Here is a 21,495-nt window from a genome sequence, read left to right as displayed (position 1 = left end):
GATGATAGATGATGAACAGATTGGAACTGAAGCAGGTAGTCAAGCAATATGCAGATAAGACGGCTGTTAATGGTGTAACGCTTAATGTGGAAGAAGGGGAAATCTATGGATTGCTGGGTGCCAATGGTGCTGGTAAAACAACAACGATGCGCATGGTACTTGGTCTGATTCATCCTGATGGTGGGGAGATACGATATAACGGCAAGCCTTATAGCACCGAGCTGCAGCAGATCATGGGTTATCTTCCGGAAGAACGGGGACTGTATCCCAAGGTGAAGGTCAGTGACCAGATCAATTATTTGGCCCGCCTTCGCGGCATGAATGGCAAGGATGCAGACAAAAGCCTAAGATACTGGCTTGATCGATTCGAGGTCCCTGAGTATTACGACAAAAAGATTGAGGAGTTATCGAAGGGTAACCAGCAAAAGATGGGCTTTATCGCTGCGGTGGTGCACCGTCCTCAGATTCTTATTCTTGATGAAGCCTTTAGTGGCTTGGATCCAGTAAACGTCGAATTGCTCAAATCCACTGTTAAGGAATTGCGTGATGAAGGAACGGCTATCCTGTTCTCGACACATCGCATGGAGCATGTTGAAGAACTATGTCGTCAGATAACAATCCTGCATCGCTCCAACACCGTGGTTCAGGGAGAGATCAAAGAGATCAAGAACCGCTATCCGCGTGAACAGGTATCCCTGAATACCACTGGCAAAGTGGATGGTTTGGATCAATTGGCCGGTGTTAACAAGGTGGAGCGAAACGAGCGTGGATATCTTATTCATATTGCGCAGGTTGAGGCTGCCCAGGAGATATTGAAGCATGCAATGAATCAGACTACTGTAGAGCATTTTGAAATCAAGGAACCAACGCTTAACCAAATCTTTATTCGTGAGGTGGGTGATTCGAATGAATAAAATGGGAACAATCACCGGATTTACGTTCAAAAACAAAGTCAAAACAAAATCATTTGTAGTTACGACCATTGTACTCGCACTTTTAATCTCGATCGGACTTAATGTGCCCTATTTCATTACCTTGTTTAACGGTGGATCAAGCGGTGGTGGGGCTGCAGGAAGCAACCCTGTAAATATTGGGCTTCTGAGTGCTGGACAGCCAGAAGTATCGGAGAAGCTGGAGAAGTTCTCGTCCGCACAAGGAGATCAGGCGTACCGATTCATTGCTGATGGTACTAAAGATGAAGCTGCGCTGAAAGCAGACGCTGAATCCGGACTTACTGATGGGTATCTGAAGTTTGAGGCGGCCCAAGGACAAGAGTTCCCGCAGCCGATTCTGTATTCAACAGAAGAGGTATCCCCTCAGATTATTGCTTCTATAGAAGCTGCACTGCAAAGTGTGAAGCTGGATGTCGTTGTGAAGGATGTACTTACAGCTGAGCAAAAGGAACTGATCAATACACCTGTTAAGGTAAGTGAGCAAAGCTTGAGTGCTGAAGGAGCGGGAGCTGAGGCGGGGTCTGAGAATGGCATGAGCCCGATTAATTATATTGTGGTATATCTGCTGATCATCCTTTTGTTCACATCGACAATGATGACAGGGAATATGATCGCATCTGAGATCACGGCTGAGAAGAGTTCGCGCATTATGGAGATTTTGATTACCAGCGTGTCTCCACTGAGTCAGATGTTTGGCAAGATCATCGGTATATTTATGGTAGGTATGCTTCAAATCGGTATTTTCGGTGCGGTGGTCGCAGGGAATGTGCTGCTTCCTCATAACCGTGATGTTCTGAGTGATTTCAGTTTGAACCTGAGTGATGTAAATATCGCCGTTATTGTATACGGACTGATCTTCTATATCCTTGGTTACTTCCTATATGCGGTGATGTTTGCTGCGATTGGTTCGATGGTTAGCCGTACGGAAGAGTTGGGTCAAGCGGTGCTGCCAATTACGATGCTTTCGCTAGTTTCGTTCTACATTGCAATTTTCAGTATCGCAACACCGAACATTCTGTTATTAAAAGTTGCCAGTTTCATACCGTTCACCTCGCCTACGGCCATCTTGGTACGAATCGGGGCTGGGGTTGCTCCAACATGGGAGATATTAGTGTCGTTAGCCATTCTGGTCGTATCGATCTTGATCTTCGGCTGGCTGGCTGCCAAAATCTATCGCACGGGTGTGTTGATGTATGGTAAGCGCCCAACCTTCAAGGAATTGTTCAAGGCAATGAAAGCTTACAAAATTTAAGCCTACTACGAGCTAACTAATAATAATCTAATACTGGCTTTTAGAAAAAGAAATCATTATAAGGGAAGAGGGGACCATGCTAGGAAAAAGGTGGAACCCCTCCCAGTCTATTATCGTAATATTGATGTATGTTCATTCTTTGAACTAATAGATTTTATCTACTATATATCTAAAAGGAGATTACATAATATGAAAAACTGGAAACGCATGCTTTTGTCTCTCACCATATCGGTTGGTTTGCTCGCTGCAGCTGCGCCAGCCATGGCTGCGCCTCAAGGGACTTCCGTTAAAGTTAATGACCAGGCGGTAGAATACACTGTAGGGGCACCGATCAATGATAAGGGAACAACATTGGTTCCACTTCGCTCCACTCTTGACGCCATGGATGTGAAGCTGACGACTGCGACGGATGATACGATTACGGCAGTGGTAGATGGAAAAACGATTACACTCAAAAGCAAGCTTACACGTATTAATGGCGTAACTTATGCGCCAATCCGTATCGTTGGAGATGCCGCAGGGTATGAAGTAAACTGGGATGCGAAGACGCGTACAGTTCTACTCGTCTCCAAGGGAACAGAAGCAGTCGCACAAACGGGTGGCCGCGGCTTCATGTGGGAAGTGGAGAGTAACGGAAACACGGTATATCTGGTGGGATCCATGCATATTGCAGACGATAGCTTCTACCCATTGCCTAAGGAGTTTGAAGAAGCTTTCGCTGAAGCAGATTACTTGGGCGTAGAGATCGATATCAGCAAAGCGGCTGACGAGGCACAACAGAAGCTGATTCTGGATCTGGGGTCTTACCAGGATGGAACAACGCTGAAGGATCATATTTCAAGAGAGACGTATACCAAGCTAGGGGATATTCTGAAGAAAAACGGTCTGGAGCCTAATGCGCTGGATGCATTCAAGCCTTGGGTTGCGGAAAGTACACTCACTAGTCTGAAGTCAGCGACGGCTGGATATGAAGCTTCGGCGGGCGTGGATCTGTATTTCATTCAAAAGGCTATTGAGAGCAAACTTCCTATTATTGAGCTAGAATCTTACGAGTCCCAACTGGGCATGTTTAACGACTTCTCCAAAGAGCTGCAAGAGGAGACGCTGAAAGCAACACTGGACAACTTCGATGTACTGGACGATAGTGTGAACCAAATGGCTGTGATGTGGAAAACAGGTAATGATGAGCAACTGCTTGATCTGACCAATAACTTCTCTGATAACGAAGAGTACAACAAAGCAATGCTGATCGACCGTAACATTGGCATGGCTGACAAGATTGATGGATACCTGAAGAGTGATAAGAAAGAGGAGTACTTTATCGTTGTAGGTGCAGCCCACTACCTTGGTGAGCACGGCATCGTGAAGTTGCTTGAAGATAAGGGTTATACTGTAGAACGTAAGTAACAATATATCATTTCTGGATACAACCCTCTCACTTCTGAGTAGAAGCGAGAGGGTTGTTATTCTTTATATAGAAGAAAGACTAGATATATGGAGGCTAAGAAACACTCGTATCCAAGTTATTAGAGAATGAGAACATGGAATTTGAAAACCTCAGGAAATTTGACGAACATATTATTTTTATAAAACACTTTACAAGATGTTGCGATATATGATATATTAATTTTCCGGCCAAGAAAACACGAGAAACACGGTGCCGTAAGCTACTGAAAAGCTTCGAAAGAAACTTAAAAAAAGTGCTTGCTAAATTGGTTTGGACGTGATAATATATAAGAGTTGCTGAAGAGAATAACGCTCGGATGCAAACAACGTTTGATCTTTGAAAACTGAACAACGAGTGAGTAATCATTCTGCTTGCAGGATGAACGTGAAGGTTTTTGGTGCATGCCAATTGGCTGTATGAAAACTGGAACAACAAATGAGATTTTTAATCTCGTCAGATTCAAAATGAGCTAATCGCTCTTTTCAATACTTTATTGGAGAGTTTGATCCTGGCTCAGGACGAACGCTGGCGGCATGCCTAATACATGCAAGTCGAGCGGAGTTGATAGAAAGCTTGCTTTCTTGATACTTAGCGGCGGACGGGTGAGTAACACGTAGGCAACCTGCCCTCAAGCTTGGGACAACTACCGGAAACGGTAGCTAATACCGAATACTTGCTTCTTTCGCCTGAAGGAAGCTGGAAAGACGGAGCAATCTGTCACTTGAGGATGGGCCTGCGGCGCATTAGCTAGTTGGTGAGGTAACGGCTCACCAAGGCGACGATGCGTAGCCGACCTGAGAGGGTGATCGGCCACACTGGGACTGAGACACGGCCCAGACTCCTACGGGAGGCAGCAGTAGGGAATCTTCCGCAATGGGCGAAAGCCTGACGGAGCAATGCCGCGTGAGTGATGAAGGTTTTCGGATCGTAAAGCTCTGTTGCCAGGGAAGAACGTCCTTGAGAGTAACTGCTCAAGGAGTGACGGTACCTGAGAAGAAAGCCCCGGCTAACTACGTGCCAGCAGCCGCGGTAATACGTAGGGGGCAAGCGTTGTCCGGAATTATTGGGCGTAAAGCGCGCGCAGGCGGTCATTTAAGTCTGGTGTTTAATCCCGGGGCTCAACCCCGGATCGCACTGGAAACTGGGTGACTTGAGTGCAGAAGAGGAGAGTGGAATTCCACGTGTAGCGGTGAAATGCGTAGAGATGTGGAGGAACACCAGTGGCGAAGGCGACTCTCTGGGCTGTAACTGACGCTGAGGCGCGAAAGCGTGGGGAGCAAACAGGATTAGATACCCTGGTAGTCCACGCCGTAAACGATGAGTGCTAGGTGTTAGGGGTTTCGATACCCTTGGTGCCGAAGTTAACACATTAAGCACTCCGCCTGGGGAGTACGGTCGCAAGACTGAAACTCAAAGGAATTGACGGGGACCCGCACAAGCAGTGGAGTATGTGGTTTAATTCGAAGCAACGCGAAGAACCTTACCAGGTCTTGACATCTGAATGACCGGTGCAGAGATGTACCTTTCCTTCGGGACATTCAAGACAGGTGGTGCATGGTTGTCGTCAGCTCGTGTCGTGAGATGTTGGGTTAAGTCCCGCAACGAGCGCAACCCTTGATCTTAGTTGCCAGCACTTCGGGTGGGCACTCTAAGGTGACTGCCGGTGACAAACCGGAGGAAGGTGGGGATGACGTCAAATCATCATGCCCCTTATGACCTGGGCTACACACGTACTACAATGGCCGGTACAACGGGCAGTGAAGCCGCGAGGTGGAACGAATCCTAAAAAGCCGGTCTCAGTTCGGATTGCAGGCTGCAACTCGCCTGCATGAAGTCGGAATTGCTAGTAATCGCGGATCAGCATGCCGCGGTGAATACGTTCCCGGGTCTTGTACACACCGCCCGTCACACCACGAGAGTTTATAACACCCGAAGTCGGTGGGGTAACCGCAAGGAGCCAGCCGCCGAAGGTGGGATAGATGATTGGGGTGAAGTCGTAACAAGGTAGCCGTATCGGAAGGTGCGGCTGGATCACCTCCTTTCTATGGAGAATCGTTTCCCGTAGCGGAAACATTCAAAACCAAAATCTAGCCAGGTCGGCTAGTTGCTCACTCGTTGCTCAGTTTTGAGAGCTCAAACTCTCAAAACAGCTTGCTTTTGCATGGAGCTTGTTCTTTGAAAACTAGATATCGAAACGAAAAATGCGAATTAGAACATTCCTTTTAGCTGAACTTGTGTTAAACAAGTTTCAAATATTAGTGATAACTGCATTGCTCACTTGAGCAATTGGTTAAGCTACTAAGAGCACACGGAGGATGCCTAGGCGCTAGGAGCCGATGAAGGACGTGGCGAACAACGAAACTGCCTCGGGGAGCTGTAAGCAAGCTTTGATCCGGGGGTGTCCGAATGGGGAAACCCAGCTGGGGTAATATCCAGTTACTCATAACTGAATACATAGGTTATGTAGAGGCATACCAGGGGAACTGAAACATCTAAGTACCTTGAGGAAGAGAAAACAATAGTGATTCCGTCAGTAGCGGCGAGCGAACGCGGAACAGCCCAAACCAGAGAGCTTGCTCTCTGGGGTTGTGGGACGTCTCACATGGAGTTACAAAGGAACCGGTTAAACGAAGAGGTCTGGAAAGGCCCGCCAAAGAAGGTAAAAGCCCTGTAATTGAAAGTCTGTTCCCTCCGAGACGGATCCCGAGTAGTGCGGGGCACGTGAAACCCCGTATGAATCCGGCAGGACCATCTGCCAAGGCTAAATACTTCCTAGCGACCGATAGTGAAGCAGTACCGTGAGGGAAAGGTGAAAAGCACCCCGGAAGGGGAGTGAAATAGAACCTGAAACCGTGTGCTTACAAGAAGTCAGAGCCCGTTTTAGGGGTGATGGCGTGCCTTTTGTAGAATGAACCGGCGAGTTACGTTCCCGTGCAAGGTTAAGGTGAAGAGCCGGAGCCGCAGCGAAAGCGAGTCTGAATAGGGCGATGTAGTACGTGGACGTAGACCCGAAACCGGGTGATCTACCCCTGTCCAGGGTGAAGGTGCGGTAACACGCACTGGAGGCCCGAACCCACGCACGTTGAAAAGTGCGGGGATGAGGTGGGGGTAGCGGAGAAATTCCAATCGAACTCGGAGATAGCTGGTTCTCCCCGAAATAGCTTTAGGGCTAGCCTCGGAAAACAGAGTCGTGGAGGTAGAGCACTGATTGGGTGCGGGGCCCGCAAGGGTTACCAAGCTCAGTCAAACTCCGAATGCCATAGACTTACTTCCGGGAGTCAGACAGTGAGTGCTAAGATCCATTGTCAAAAGGGAAACAGCCCAGACCATCAGCTAAGGTCCCCAAGTGTGTGTTAAGTGGGAAAGGATGTGGAGTTGCACAGACAACCAGGATGTTGGCTTAGAAGCAGCCACCATTGAAAGAGTGCGTAATAGCTCACTGGTCGAGTGACTCTGCGCCGAAAATGTAACGGGGCTAAACACACCACCGAAGCTATGGCTTGATGCTTTGCATCAGGGGTAGGGGAGCGTTGTATAAGGGTTGAAGGTGTACCGTAAGGAGCGCTGGACATTATACAAGTGAGAATGCCGGTATGAGTAACGAAAAGATCAGTGAGAATCTGATCCGCCGAAAGCCTAAGGGTTCCTGAGGAAGGCTCGTCCGCTCAGGGTAAGTCGGGACCTAAGGCGAGGCCGAAAGGCGTAGTCGAAGGACAACAGGTCGAAATTCCTGTACCACCGTAAATCGTTACGAGCGATGGGGGGACGCAGTAGGGTAGTGACGCAGGCTGATGGATGCCTGTCCAAGCAGTAAGGCTGGTTAGTAGGCAAATCCGCTAACCATAAGGCTGAGCTGTGATGGGGAGTGAAAATTACAGTAGCGAAGGTCATGATCTCACACTGCCAAGAAAAGCCTCTAGCCAGATGAAGGTGCCCGTACCGCAAACCGACACAGGTAGGCGAGAAGAGAATTCTAAGGCGCGCGGAAGAACTCTCGTTAAGGAACTCGGCAAAATGACCCCGTAACTTCGGGAGAAGGGGTGCCCCGGTAGTGTGAATAGCACGAGGGGGCCGCAGTGAAAAGGCCCAAGCGACTGTTTAGCAAAAACACAGGTCTGTGCGAAGCCGTAAGGCGAAGTATACGGGCTGACGCCTGCCCGGTGCTGGAAGGTTAAGGGGAGCGGTTAGGAGTAATCCGAAGCTGTGAACCGAAGCCCCAGTAAACGGCGGCCGTAACTATAACGGTCCTAAGGTAGCGAAATTCCTTGTCAGGTAAATTCTGACCCGCACGAATGGCGTAACGACTTGGGCGCTGTCTCAACGAGAGATCCGGTGAAATTTTAATACCTGTGAAGATGCAGGTTACCCGCGACAAGACGGAAAGACCCCATGGAGCTTTACTGCAGCTTGATATTGAATTTGGGTACGATCTGTACAGGATAGGTGGGAGCCTTTGAAGCATGAGCGCCAGCTTGTGTGGAGGCACCGTTGGGATACCACCCTGATCGTATCTAGGTTCTAACCTGGTGCCCTTAGCGGGTACGGGGACAGTGTCAGGTGGGCAGTTTGACTGGGGCGGTCGCCTCCTAAAGAGTAACGGAGGCGCCCAAAGGTTCCCTCAGAATGGTTGGAAATCATTCGAAGAGTGCAAAGGCATAAGGGAGCTTGACTGCGAGACCTACAAGTCGAGCAGGGACGAAAGTCGGGCTTAGTGATCCGGTGGTACCGCATGGAAGGGCCATCGCTCAACGGATAAAAGCTACCCTGGGGATAACAGGCTTATCTCCCCCAAGAGTCCACATCGACGGGGAGGTTTGGCACCTCGATGTCGGCTCATCGCATCCTGGGGCTGAAGTAGGTCCCAAGGGTTGGGCTGTTCGCCCATTAAAGCGGTACGCGAGCTGGGTTCAGAACGTCGTGAGACAGTTCGGTCCCTATCTGTCGTGGGCGTAGGAAATTTGAGAGGAGCTGTCCTTAGTACGAGAGGACCGGGATGGACGTACCGCTGGTGTACCAGTTGTTCCGCCAGGAGCACCGCTGGGTAGCTATGTACGGACGGGATAAGCGCTGAAAGCATCTAAGCGTGAAGCCCCCCTCAAGATGAGATTTCCCAGTATGTAAGACCCCTTGAAGACGACGAGGTAGATAGGCTGGGGGTGGAAGTGCAGTAATGCATGGAGCTGACCAGTACTAATCGGTCGAGGGCTTATCCAAATTGCAGGTTTTAATCGCACATTTCGTTTCGGATCTAGTTTTCAGAGAATGATCTCTGAACGCATTTGTTCCACAAATGCTCGTTTGGTGGCGATAGCGGAGGGGTTCCACACGTACCCATCCCGAACACGACCGTTAAGCCCTCTAGCGCCGATGGTACTTGGACCGAAGGGTCCTGGGAGAGTAGGACGCTGCCAAGCAAAGAACCACTGCCGATGAAATTCGGTGGTGGTTTTTATTTTATATTCAAGCAAGATAAGACTAAGAATACTCTGTTAAAAGTTTCTCTCAATAAATGCTTAGTAATTAAATAAGGAAGATTGCTTTGAAAGCGAAGAGAAGGCACTATTCATTTGAATAGTGCCTTCTCTTCTTATGATTCATAAGAACGTTTATGGTTAGAATTACATATAGGTAAATCCTTCTGGTGGTTATGTTAGATTAAATTTAGTGAGATCTCTTATCTATTTACCATTATTATTTATTATTTCTAGTATGTTTAAGACCAGTGAGAAGCCTGAGGAGCGCTCTTCTTACGAATATTCAATAATCGGGCGCGCTTGATGCGTTCCTTTTTCTGATCTTCTAATAGCTGCTTTACCCCTCTAATGAGAAGTTGATATCTTAGTTCATCATCATGCCCCAGCTTATGCATTTCCTCGAAATATGCCTTGTTCATTTGTTCGTACACCATCCAATCATGTTAATGAAACAACTTTAACATAGTGAACTTAACAAATTCTGAACAGTCGGGTCCAGATGAACGAGGTGAAAACCGACTAAAAGCAGGATGGGAATCAAATCAAGGAGCACAAAGATAGGCCAATACGAAAGTAAACGTAGACAAAGGAATTGTTCAAATTAGGAAAACTAAAACCGTAAGAATATCCCATATCCTAAACTCAAAAAACGGAGATAACTAGGCTCTGTCTTTCCACTGCTCATACCAGTTACGAATTTCGGGTGTCGGAGCTGTATCCAAATCTTGCTGAAGCAGATGGTGAAGAGATTGATATCGGGCTTCTACGGAACCATAATCCCCCAAGTGGTCATATATCTCCATTTGTTTTAAGTATGCTTCTTCATAATACGGTTGGACATGACACAGACGCTGGTACAAAGCCAGGGCTTCCATCCAGTTTTCCTTTTCTGTATAATAAGCCGCTAATTTGAGGGCATGATGTACAAAAAGATTACGAAGCCTTTCCCGTTCAGCGAAAGCCCATAAATAATCAAATTCTTTCAAGTAGTCATCCTTGTATATATCTAAAATGTCTCTGGCTTGCTTTTCGTTATCAGGAGTAATGTACTCCAAGCTACGTAGGGATTGCTCCCACTCACTCGTTAGATTGACATTGCCCCCCAGTCGCATACAGTATCCTTCTGCACCGCTTGTTTTTTCAATGGCAAGCTCTACATTAACCTGTTTGAGACAACGGCGAATATGGTAGACGGTTGTATATAGGTAGCTGCGGGCTTTCTCGATATCTATATCCGGCCATATTTGCTCAATGAGGGTATGATTGCTGAGAAATTCGTTGACATGCTGAAACAGCAGTGCGAACAAAACTTGAGTTTTTTGGGTTCGCCATTTAATCGGCAGCTCTTCAGATCCTCTATATAATTTTAATGAACCGAACATGCTTATGGTTACCTCTTCGGGTTCTTCAGTGGCAACAGCATAACGTATTCGCTTCTGTATACGATTTACCGTTTTGGAGAGCCGATCCAAGTTAAGGGGTTTAAGTACGTAATCCAGTGCATTTAACTCAAATGCTTCCAGCGCATGATTATCATAAGCCGTAACAAACACGATTTCAGCCGAGGGGCACAGAGAGACCAGCCTTTCGGCTGCCTCCAGGCCATTCATTTCAGGCATTTGTATATCAAGAAAGATAATGTCTGGACTTAAGGCAGGGATCTGTTCTAATGCAGTTTCGGCATCCATAAATACGCCGGCTATCGTGATCGGAACTAACTTTTTGAGCAGGCTTTCCAAGTGAAGTAGAGCCAGTTGTTCATCATCAATCAACACGGCACGAAGCATGGTTATGATCTCCTTTCTTAGTGTGGTTTCACATTAAGACTATTGGTTATAAGGGAAGTGAACCTCATCAGGAATGAAGAAGGAGACTGTCGTACCAACCCCAGTCATGCTGGAGATGGTTAATCCTGAATCATACAGCTGCAGGAGCCGACGATTGGTATTTCTCAGTCCTATTCCGCCCACAGAAGAGCCAAAACGAAGGCCAAGCACTTTATCAGCTTCATCGGGACTCATTCCTTTTCCGTTGTCAGAAACGCGAAAGTAAACTCCTCCATCTTGACGTTCCACGTCTATGGTGAGCGTGCCACCACTTCTTCTGCTCAGCAATCCATGACGAATCGCATTCTCAACAAGCGGTTGCAGAGTAAGAGGAGGCAGCTTGATGCTGTTAAGGTCGGCTTCAATGTTACGTTTGATCTCGATTCGTGGACCGAATCGTTCCTTCTCAATGTACAAATAGGCATTGACTAGGTCCAACTCATGAGACAGAGGCACAAGTTGCTGCAGGTTAATGAATTGGAAACTGTATCTTAAATATGTTGAAAAGGCATCGCCTAATTTTCTCATTTTCTCAGTATCTATATCGCTTAGTGCCATTAAGGAATTAAGGGTGTTAAACAAAAAATGTGGCTGGATCTGTGCTTGAAGATAGGCAGCCTCCATCCGCAGATGCTCTGTGAACGATTGCTTGAGCGTAGTGAGCGCTCCTACACGATACTGCAGCTCGAGTGCATTTACCGGTTTGCTCACATAGTCACTTGCCCCTGCGGCAAAACCGTTATAGATATCCTCAGGCTGGCTCCGGGCTGTAAGTAGGAGAACGGGGAGTTCTGCAAGAGTGAACCGCTCTCTGATTCTATGGGTTAATTCATATCCCGACATGTGGGGCATCATCACATCTGCTATCACCAGACTCCAAGGTCTTGAAAAGAGCTGATCGAGCGCGTCCTGACCTGATAACACGGGTACAATCTCATATATATCTTTGGACAAGATGCGCGCAAGGACTTCCAGGTTTACAGGATCGTCATCGACGGCCAGAATGCTTATTTTAGTTGCCGACGAGGAATCATCCCACTCAGCAGCAGCGGCCAGATCATAGGCCGGAAGCGTATCAGCCGACCATTCAAAATGGTGGTTTGGAACATGTACTTCATGTTGAACCATAGAATTGGCTGAGATGATGTGCTGGCTTGATAACGGAAGGCTGAAATGAAAATCAGATCCCCTGCCTGGTGCCGATTCAACCTCAAGGTCAGACCCATGTAGCTGCAGCAGCTGAAGTGAAATGCTTAGGCCCAGCCCGAACCCACCACCATCCTTCATTCCATCATCGCCTTGCTCATATCTTCCCAATACACGGCGGGACATCTCCTCATCCATGCCAATTCCCGTGTCCTTCACATGCACTGAAACGGTATTACCATAATGGATGGCCTGAATGGTGATTTCACCATGCGGTGTGTATTTGATGGCATTATGCACCAGATTGAACATAACTTGAATAAGTCTCTTCTCATCTGCCCAGACCGGAGGCAGTTCTTCCGAAATGTCTACCTTAATCGTGAGCAGTTTGCCTTTAATCATAAACCTTAGCATGTCCACTACGCCAAAAGCGATGGACTGCAGCCGAACTGGTTCCGGATGCAGAGCAATACGTCTTTCCTGCAGCAGGGCGATATCCATAAGATCATTCAGCAAGGTAGACATGCGGCGTCCAATCTGGACGAGCAGTTTCATATCCTGCACGCTAGTTTCCTGGAGTGTTGCCTTTTCGTTGCTGATGACGTTCTCTGCGATATTGATGATGCCATGCAGTGGCGTACGAAGCTCATGAGAGGTATTGGCCAAAAATTCGTCCTTCATCTTGTCACTGCGTTCCAATTGAAGAGCATAACGTGCATTTTCCATCATATGGCGTAAGTACTTTTTGAACCAGTAGGATGAAAAGCAGATAATGGCTGCAATCATATCCAGTGGATAGAATGTTGCAGGCAAATGGGTTGCATGCTGTACTATGCCCCACAGACAGCTTGACAGTATGGCCAGTGCGGCCATGATTAGGAATAAGCCGTCTGGCAATTTTTTAATTTTTATCTTAAGGATCATCCAGAGGGCCACGGCTAATTGCAGATTAAATAAGGTGTAAAATAACCATGCCGATTGGGTTACGGCCAGAAAGGGCATAAAAGCCAGACTGGCAATATATAAACTGCTAATTCCGTAGAGTACTTTGCAGACTTTGGTATATTGTTTAAAAAAGCTGTGCGTCAAACTTAGAATCAGGGTCGACAGAAGAATATAAGCGGCTAGCCTGATCTTGACTGTCCAGGCATAACTGAATGGTAACCACTGAGCGAACAGATTATCATTATCCGTCGAGATCGTAATGGCAGCAATTAACAACAGCAGCGCGAACTTCAAAAACTCTTTTTGACTTGGTTTGAACAAAAAAAGGATAAAGGCATAGATCATGTGCAGAAGCATAATAACGATCGTAAATAACTGGAATCCAATGGAATACCAACGCTTGCTATCAATAGCAGCCTGGGTGCCAAACTGAACGGAAGAAATGATTCCTCCATGGACCTGCTCTGCATAAGGGTGGATCTCCACGAATAGTTCAATTTCAGAAATGCCCTGCGCATGCTCAGGTGCTACATATGAAGCCGTGTATGTACTATACTCTGGATAACCAAAAGCTCCGGAAATATAAGCAGGATCAAACGCCCCGAATTCGGCTGCTACCTTGCCGTTAATGGTGACACGGGAGGCCGATTGAATCTTGTTAAACCAAAACGTATACACCTCATCGGGTTTAAGGTCAGCAAGTATTCGCAGCCGATACGTACCTGGCTCAGACGGATTACCGTTTTCGTTGACATCTTGCTCTTTCCAGTCTCCGGGTACCTGGATGGATTGTGAACTCCTGAATGTTTCGGGAGAGGTTCGTACGTCTGCTTGTCCCTGATAAAATTCCCACTCGCCATCCAGGGTAATCGGCTTGGAAGAACTCAAATCCAGTGATGACAAATTAAGAACACCATGATGTATTACAGGTCGTTCAGCTGGTTGTGAGTAGTTATACCACACGAGCCTGAAGGCGGTGAGAATGGTAATAAAAACAAGAAGAAGCGTTATACTTTTCGGATTGATATACCATTTTGTTCTTTTCATAACTTCTCATATTCGACAAAATTCTCGAAAAACCTCTATAAATCATAGGTATGACGTTCAGTAACCTTTCAGTTGAAATTAACGTTAGAATCATCTCAGTGGGATATAGTGGAATGAAGAAAGAGAGGAGAATGAATATGAATATTTCTTCAACAGCAAGCTCAACAGAATCCTACATATCGGCATCTTCAAGCTCTACCAATACCAGTGCGCTGGAGAAACAAAAAGCGAAACGGCAAAAGAAATTGCGAATGCAACAACGGCCGATTCGATATTCGAATATAATTGGGATAATGGGTTGATTCATTGATCACTCTATAGCGTTTCAGCCGAATTAGAGTATAAAAACCTGCCGAATCCTTTGTGGACAGGCAGTTTTTTTGTCGTTTGCTACGGTAACATTCTACTCAATAGTTAAACTGTGTATCTTCTCTGTAACGGAACGTTTCCTATAATAGACGGCGATCGTCACGAGGACAAACATCTCAGAGAGAGGCACAGCAAGCCACACGCCTGTTACGCCCCAGAAAGGTGGAAGGATTGCAATCAATGCAATCATGATGATCATCTCACGTGCAGCCGTGATCCAGATCGCCATTTTGGCATTCCCAACCGATTGGAAATAGGTGCTCATAACAAAGTTAATCCCCATAAACAGGTATGCAAAAGTAAATATTCTTAACCCGTACACGGCATTGCTTGTGACGCTTTCACTAAAGTTTCCGAAAATTTGCACAAAATAAGGTGCTCCCCACTGTACGACAAGCAGCAGTATAACACCACAGGCCAGAGCCGTTCTGGAGGCTATACGAATGGTTTGTTTTTCACGCGCCATCTTTTTGGCTCCATGATAGTAACTGACCAAAGGTTGGGCAGCAGAAGCCAGACCCAGAAATGCCAGCAACACTACGCCATGGATGTAATTCAGTACCGTAAAGGATGCTACACCATCCGTACCCGCAATCCGGTCCAGGGAGATGTTGTGTGAGATGGAGAAGACAGACATGCCGAGTTCGGCAAGAAAGCTGGGAAATCCAATGAGAACAATGGTTCCGAGTAGTTTGGTATTCCACTTGAACCGAGTGAAGGTAAGATTATTTGATTTTTTGAAAAAATGAGACAACAGGACGAGCAGGGCAAGAGATGCCGAGACAATCGTACCGATGGCCACCCCTCGCACACCCCATTCGAGCACATATAATGTTACATAATTAAATACGATATTGGCTACGGCAAATGTGATCTGCGCGTACATGGAGGTGTTGGAATCACCGTCGTTACGGACAAAGATGGTAAGGGCATTTTCGATAGTGAAGACAAACCCAAACAGCAGCAAGATATTCATATAGTCAGCGGCATATGGGAACGTTTCGGTATTGGCGCCCAAAGCATAGACCAGCTGGTCCTTAAACGTAAATGCGGTATATCCTATTGCCATCGTAATCAACAATATAATCGTAATCGATTTCGTAAAGATTTGTTTGGCAGTGGTTATATCCCTTTTGCCCATATAGGTTGAATACAGGGTGGCTCCACCCATGCCAATCCATAGCGACATCGCAACGAAAAGGGTGTATACCGGTGAAGCAATACCAATTCCGGCGAGCGCAGTGGATCCAAGTTTGTGCCCGACCATGATACCATCGATAATAAAATTGAAAGCAATGACCAGCATCCCCAGTATGGATGGCACTAGGTAGCTTACAAAAGCCTTTCCTACAGATTGCCTTTCCAGGGGATGCGTCCAGTTCGTGTTCATAATAACCTCCGTTTAATAAACTGAATGTTCATTCTGTATATAAATAATACTGAACGTTCGTTCTGTATAATAACATGGGTTGAATTTGCTTGGCAACTTTTCCTTGTAAACATCGTTTATGTAGTTGTGGTCTTTATTAATAAAGAAGGGGGCTGTTATATGAAGCAGAACAAATATGATGAGGCAGAGTTTTTCAGGAACTACAGTCAGATGGCTCGTTCTACTCAAGGGCTTGAGGCGGCAGGTGAGTGGTATAAACTGCGAACCATGCTACCTGAGTTGAAGGACAAAAATGTACTGGATCTGGGCTGTGGCTTTGGCTGGCATTGCCGGTATGCACGGGAGCAGCAGGCCAGATCAGTTATTGGCGTGGATCTATCTGAGAATATGCTGCAGCGTGCACGAGAGATGACCGATGATTCTCGGATTGAGTACAGGCATATGGCCATTGAAGATATTGAATTTGCCCCTGAACAATTCGATGTGGTCATTAGCTCGCTTGCACTGCACTACATTGAACAGTTGGATCAGGTGTTTGCTCAAATCCATGCTTGCCTTGTCCAGGGTGGTACATTGCTATATTCAGTGGAACATCCGATCTTCACGGCTCGTGCTGCGCAGGATTGGCACTATGGGCCTCAAGGTGAGATTATGCATTGGCCTGTGGATGACTATCATCAGGAGGGGAAGCGTGTCGCCAATTTCCTGAACCAAGACGTGGTCAAGTACCACCGAACGTTGGCAACTCATCTGAATGGACTGATCCAGGCGGGATTTGTGATTCAGCAGGTGGCTGAGTCCAAACCTTCACCTGAGATGATGGATCAAATACCGGGTATGCGAGACGAGAATCGTCGTCCCATGTTTCTCATGATTGCAGCGGTTAAAGCATGAGCTATCCGTAAAGTTGATTAGAAAGATTAGTACTAGGGGGCATAGCCTGGATACGGCTTAACCAGTAGGTTCAGATCGTTGGAACCCTGCTGGTTTATTTTATTTAATTTTTAAAAAAGAAATGAGAAATTGATCGGATCGGGAACTAAACCGGAAATGATACAGTCTTATTAAATGAGGTGAACATCCGTTGGAATATCAATTTCTGGCCCAAGCCCAGACGATCGACAATTACACACTCAGCTGCATGATGGATGACTATGGGAATGATGTGTGGAACTATGCTTACTTTTTGACCAGAAGTACAGAGCAGGCAGACGAAATATCACAGCAAGTATTTATTCGGGCATACTCCGGGATCAAACACTTTTGCGGGGAGTGCTCCCTGAAAACCTGGTTGCTCACCATTACTAGAAATACGACATTTACATACCGGAAATCGAGGTTTTTTCGCAGCAGTTTATGGGGGGAGACGCTTCCGATCGAATCAGAACAGGGACCTTCACATATTCGTGAGATGACGCCTGCACAATATGCCCATCCCTCAGCTGAAGCCGAGGTAATAAGTAGGGAGCATGTACATGAAATTTGGGACATCGTTATGGCTCTGCCGGATAAGTTTCGTGAAATCTTATTGCTGCATCTGAAGTATGAGCTCACCATGAACGAAATTGCGGAAATGCTGAGAATCAGTACAGGTACAGTGAAATCGAGATTATCACGGGGCAAAGATAAAGTGCGGAAGCAATGGGAGGAGAGAAATAGATGAGGTTCAAGGATGAGGACTGGGAAAAAGAAATCCGCAAGGAGCCGTTTGCATCGTCTCCTTTTCAAGACCAGCACAAGCAGAATGTACTTCGTCAGGTGGAATGGATGAAATCGGGTGAGGAACATGTCAATGATGCTCCAGATCACAAACAGAAACAACACACTATGAAGCGGAACCGTCGCAGTGTTCGTTCAAGTCCCCGGAAAGTTGTTGTAGTGACAACAGTTGCGGCAGTAGCTGCAGTAGCTATTATATGGAATGGACAGGTTCTGGAACCCATTGTAGAGAAAGTTTATCCTGTGTCTGCTCTGCAGCTCTCGGAGGACCCTAGCATGAACCTGCTAACAAGCGAGATGAAGCAAACTGTGGCTATGACGATGAGAGACTATCTAGGTAAACAACTGGAAGTCCATTACGCTAAGAAAGGTCCAATTACCGGCTGGGTATATATCGAGGCTGGCGACGTGAATAAATCAGAGTATGCCAAGATGTGGCTGGATGGGAAGACTGGAGCACTGGTGGAAGCCGATATGCGAAGTGAGATGCCTGGCAGCGAGCTGGAGTACCGGTTTCTGCGTCAAGTCCCTGGGCTTCTTAAAGGCATTAACAGCGATCCAACGCTGAAGCCGATCTCAGCCAGACGTTATGTGAAGATGAAACAGGGTCAGGAGAAGCCTGTATGGTTCACCACATTATTTTTGGAGAATGGGAAGGGCAGTGGCAGCATTGAGTGGACACGAGATGAGGCAGTTTCGGTGTCTGGTACAGTAAGTAGCGACACAGTGTCCACAGATCTGATAACCAATGCGAGTAGTACGATTGAAGCCTTGTCTGGTGAGCCAGCACCTGCTTTGAAAAGTGTAACGTTTACTCAAAATGATAAACAGCTTGAGGAAACAACGGACCTGTATTTTGGTGATCGATATGTGGTAAGTCGTGTTGGTGGGAGATTTAGCAATGAATATACTGTAATGGATTTTCAGAGGGTGGTTCCAGATTTCGTCACCATAGAGGATCATGAGCAGTACATTGAGAAATTACTTACCTTGGATGAAAAAATAATCAGGCAGAATGCAGCACCCATAATCCAAAAAATGTTCGGTATTGATCTTGATCATTATAAACTTGAAAGAGATCCAAATACGCCTGGAATGGCCACATTCCGTTCAGCAGAGACAAAGATCTACAATACTTTTAAGGTTCGATATGAAGACGATGCAAGGATTACAATGATTACAAGGATTGACCTCTAAGCCTTGGTTTCATATGGTACAATCAATTTAATAGATGATTGGAGCATAAGGAGCATAACGATGAAATATTTGGTGAGTTCATGTCTTGCTGGTGTAGCCTGCCGTTACAACGGAACAGCGAGTCTGGATGAGAAGATTCAGGAGCTCGTAGCGCAAGAGCAGGCCATGATGGTCTGTCCGGAACTGCTCGGCGGATTCTCCACCCCGCGGGAACCGGCAGAGATTATCGGAGGTACAGGCAAGGATGTGCTCGCTGGCATAGCACAGGTGATTGAGAAAGGTGGCAGGGACGTTACAGATCTGTATATTAAGGGAGCCTATCAAACGCTGGAATGGGCCAAAAGACTGGATGTTACTTGTATTGTGTTGAAGGAATTCAGTCCTTCCTGCGGCACACAAGCCATCTATGATGGTAACTTCGCGAATCACAAGGTACAAGGTGAAGGCGTCACATCCGTTCTGCTTCGGCAAGAAGGCTATGAAGTCATTTCGGAAATTGAATTCATGAAACAATTGTAAAGCATACAAGGTATGGAACAAGCCGCCCAGGAGAATAATCATATTCTTGAAGCGGCTTTTTCTCTATGAAAAAACACAATACTTACTTTTAAATACTGAGCAACAATAATGTGCGTACTTTTAATTTGTGGTTATAGATTCTAAACTAATACTTAAGCAAGTGAGAAAATAATGAAGACACCGAGAGTCAGCATACCATTTAATAAAAAAAGAGAAGGACGTGGAGATTCATGGAGCCTACAACACAAACAATGAAAAAGGAAGAAATTTTGAACGCATATCATTTCCGGCATGCAACGAAGGTATTTGATGATTTACGCAAAATTACAGCGGAGGATTTTGAATTTATTCTGGAAACGGGAAGGTTATCACCGAGCTCAATCGGATTCGAGCCATGGAAATTTTTGATTGTGCAAAAACCAGAGCTTCGCCAGCGCTTGTCCGAAGTCTCTTCCGGGGCTCAGAAGCAATTGGCGACAGCAAGCCACTTCGTGGTCATCCTGGCACGCTCGGATGCGAGTTATAATTCACCTTATGCGGAGTACATGCTTAAAGAGATTAAGGGAATGCCTGACGATGTATTTGAATTAACAAGTGCAGCATATGGAAATTTCCAAAATAACCAGCGTCTGCTTGAGAACCCACGAACTCTATTCGATTGGGCATCCAAACAGACATACATTGCACTTGGCAATATGATGACCTCGGCAGCTCTTATCGGCATTGATTCTTGCCCGATTGAAGGGTTCAGCTACCAGGATGTTCATCGTATTCTGGAAGAAGAAGGTTTGCTGGAGGATGGAGCATGGGACATCTCGATGATGGCGGCCTTTGGCTATCGTGCAGAGGAACCTAAACGTGAGAAGTCTCGGCAGCCTCTGGACAAGATTACACAATGGATTGAGTAAAATAACTTCATATGAAGTGGGCCTCGGCTATCTCCTGTTACGTCAAGGAGGTAGCAGGGGCTACTTTTGTAGATGCCCAACGATTAGATAATATCCTATATAAAAAATTGTTGCATATACATAGATGTCTATGTATAATGAGGACATGCCAAAATATAATGCAATCGCACTTATTGCCAGGATCAGGGATCATGTGAACAAACGTATTGTTCAGGAACTGGAGCAGCACGATGTTACAGGGATTGTTCCATCCCACGGGGATATTCTGATGTTCTTGTACCGTGAAGATTCGTTGTCCATCAAAACGCTGGCCGAACGTGTCCATCGAACACAACCAACGGTGACCGTGCTTGTAAACAAGCTGGAGAAACTGGGCTATGTGGAACGCAGTAAGAGTGCCGAAGACAGTCGGGTGACGTTTATTCGCCTCACAGAGCAAGGACGGCAGCTAAAGCCCATTTTTGAACAGGTATCGGAGACGATTCAGAAAATGGTCTATGGCGATATGACGGATGAACAAGCAGAACAGCTGGAGAGTCTGTTGATTGGAATCGTTCATAAGCTGTAAAAAAAGAAAAAAATTTTTTTGGGATAATACATAGACGTCTATGTATGACCTCGATTACTAAGTATCAATTGCTTCACTATGCAGAAGCATAATATAACAATAACCTGGAGGTAATCTATTATGAAACATCTTATCGTATATGCACATCCCCACGCAGACAGCTTCAATCGCGCCATTCTAAACACGGCTGTAGAAGCACTTGAAGCCCAAGGTCATGAAGTTGTTGTTCGTGATCTGTATGCTCTGGAATTTCAGCCTGTATTGAGCGCAGCTGACACGGCATCCATGCGAGCAGGACAGAATCCACAGGATATTGCGACAGAGCAGAAGTTTATCACGGATGCCGATGCAATTACGTTTATCTACCCAATCTGGTGGACAGGGCTGCCGGCAATCTTGAAAGGGTACGTTGACCGGGTATTTGCATATGGTTTTGCTTATGCCTCAGGCGAAGCAGGAATCGATAAGCTGTTAACAGGCAAAAAAGGACTGATCATCAATACACACGGTACACCTAGTGACATATATGACCAGATTGGCATGACTGCCGGTATGAAAATGACTTCCGATGTCGGAATATTTGATTTCGTAGGAATTGAATCCGTGGATCATTTGTTCTTTGGCAGTATCGGATATCTGGATGATGCAGCTTATCAATCCATGCTAGAGCAAGTAAAGCAAACGGTAAGCACCAAATTCTAACGAAGACTAATGCAACAATTGGCAGGTCGATTC

General features: G+C 46.3%; 13 protein-coding genes and 3 rRNA genes. 13 read left to right on the top strand and 3 right to left on the bottom strand.

Features of this window, described 5'->3' with window-relative positions; genetic code table 11:
- Positions 1–11: 11 nt before the first annotated feature.
- From ABGV42_RS18345 to rrf, 6 genes are all read left to right on the top strand, one after another.
- Complete coding sequence (locus tag ABGV42_RS18345; protein WP_347383286.1) at positions 12–914, top strand: ABC transporter ATP-binding protein; 903 nt, start codon at positions 12–14, stop codon at positions 912–914.
- Positions 907–2,205: an ABC transporter permease gene (locus ABGV42_RS18340; RefSeq protein WP_347382916.1), complete on the top strand. Its 1,299-nt coding sequence runs from the start codon at positions 907–909 to the stop codon at positions 2,203–2,205. The genes ABGV42_RS18345 and ABGV42_RS18340 overlap by 8 nt, the downstream gene beginning before the upstream one ends.
- A 189-nt stretch (positions 2,206–2,394) precedes the next feature.
- Positions 2,395–3,612, top strand: a complete 1,218-nt coding sequence (locus ABGV42_RS18335) for a TraB/GumN family protein (RefSeq protein WP_347382915.1) — start codon at positions 2,395–2,397, stop codon at positions 3,610–3,612.
- 530 nt (positions 3,613–4,142) lie between these two features.
- Positions 4,143–5,694 (top strand): 16S ribosomal RNA (locus ABGV42_RS18330).
- 246 nt (positions 5,695–5,940) lie between these two features.
- Positions 5,941–8,866, top strand: a 23S ribosomal RNA gene (locus ABGV42_RS18325).
- Positions 8,867–8,949: 83 nt separating this feature from the next.
- Positions 8,950–9,066 (top strand): 5S ribosomal RNA (gene rrf / locus ABGV42_RS18320).
- Together the 16S, 23S and 5S rRNA genes form the textbook arrangement of a ribosomal RNA operon.
- A gap of 719 nt (positions 9,067–9,785) precedes the next feature.
- Here the strand turns inward: rrf and ABGV42_RS18315 are convergent.
- The 3 genes from ABGV42_RS18315 to ABGV42_RS18305 all read right to left on the bottom strand — a co-directional run bounded on the left by ABGV42_RS18315 (position 9,786) and on the right by ABGV42_RS18305 (position 15,849).
- Entirely contained in the window at positions 9,786–10,913 is a 1,128-nt protein-coding gene (locus ABGV42_RS18315; RefSeq protein ID WP_347382914.1) for a response regulator, read from the bottom strand.
- 39 nt (positions 10,914–10,952) lie between these two features.
- A complete protein-coding gene (locus ABGV42_RS18310; protein WP_347382913.1) occupies positions 10,953–13,946 on the bottom strand; it encodes a hybrid sensor histidine kinase/response regulator in 2,994 nt (997 codons plus the stop codon).
- Between the two features lie 547 nt (positions 13,947–14,493).
- Positions 14,494–15,849, bottom strand: a complete 1,356-nt coding sequence (locus ABGV42_RS18305; protein ID WP_347382912.1) for an MATE family efflux transporter — start codon at positions 15,847–15,849, stop codon at positions 14,494–14,496.
- A 159-nt stretch (positions 15,850–16,008) separates the two neighbouring features.
- Between ABGV42_RS18305 and ABGV42_RS18300 the strand changes: the two genes are divergently transcribed.
- From ABGV42_RS18300 to ABGV42_RS18270, 7 genes are all read left to right on the top strand, one after another.
- Complete coding sequence (locus ABGV42_RS18300; protein WP_347382911.1) at positions 16,009–16,743, top strand: class I SAM-dependent methyltransferase; 735 nt, start codon at positions 16,009–16,011, stop codon at positions 16,741–16,743.
- A gap of 190 nt (positions 16,744–16,933) precedes the next feature.
- A complete protein-coding gene (locus tag ABGV42_RS18295; RefSeq protein WP_347382910.1) occupies positions 16,934–17,512 on the top strand; it encodes an RNA polymerase sigma factor in 579 nt (192 codons plus the stop codon).
- Positions 17,509–18,765 carry a hypothetical protein gene (locus tag ABGV42_RS18290; RefSeq protein WP_347382909.1) on the top strand — a complete coding sequence of 419 codons (1,257 nt, stop codon included), beginning with the start codon at positions 17,509–17,511 and terminating at the stop codon, positions 18,763–18,765. The genes ABGV42_RS18295 and ABGV42_RS18290 overlap by 4 nt, the downstream gene beginning before the upstream one ends.
- A gap of 60 nt (positions 18,766–18,825) precedes the next feature.
- Positions 18,826–19,284 carry a DUF523 domain-containing protein gene (locus ABGV42_RS18285; RefSeq protein ID WP_347382908.1) on the top strand — a complete coding sequence of 153 codons (459 nt, stop codon included), beginning with the start codon at positions 18,826–18,828 and terminating at the stop codon, positions 19,282–19,284.
- 230 nt (positions 19,285–19,514) lie between these two features.
- The gene (locus ABGV42_RS18280) at positions 19,515–20,192 is read left to right on the top strand and encodes an NAD(P)H-dependent oxidoreductase (RefSeq protein ID WP_347382907.1); all 678 of its coding nucleotides are present in this window, start codon (positions 19,515–19,517) and stop codon (positions 20,190–20,192) included.
- Positions 20,193–20,385: 193 nt separating this feature from the next.
- On the top strand, positions 20,386–20,760 hold the full coding sequence (locus ABGV42_RS18275; protein ID WP_347382906.1) for a MarR family winged helix-turn-helix transcriptional regulator: 375 nt from the start codon (positions 20,386–20,388) through the stop codon (positions 20,758–20,760).
- 120 nt (positions 20,761–20,880) lie between these two features.
- Complete coding sequence (locus ABGV42_RS18270; RefSeq protein ID WP_347382905.1) at positions 20,881–21,462, top strand: NAD(P)H-dependent oxidoreductase; 582 nt, start codon at positions 20,881–20,883, stop codon at positions 21,460–21,462.
- Positions 21,463–21,495: the final 33 nt, after the last annotated feature.

The organism is Paenibacillus pabuli, assembly GCF_039831995.1.
In the GTDB taxonomy this organism is placed as follows: Bacteria; Bacillota; Bacilli; order Paenibacillales; family Paenibacillaceae; genus Paenibacillus; species Paenibacillus pabuli_C.
The sequence above is the reverse complement of the archived record's forward strand: the minus strand, read 5'-3'. Positions and strand labels throughout refer to the sequence as shown.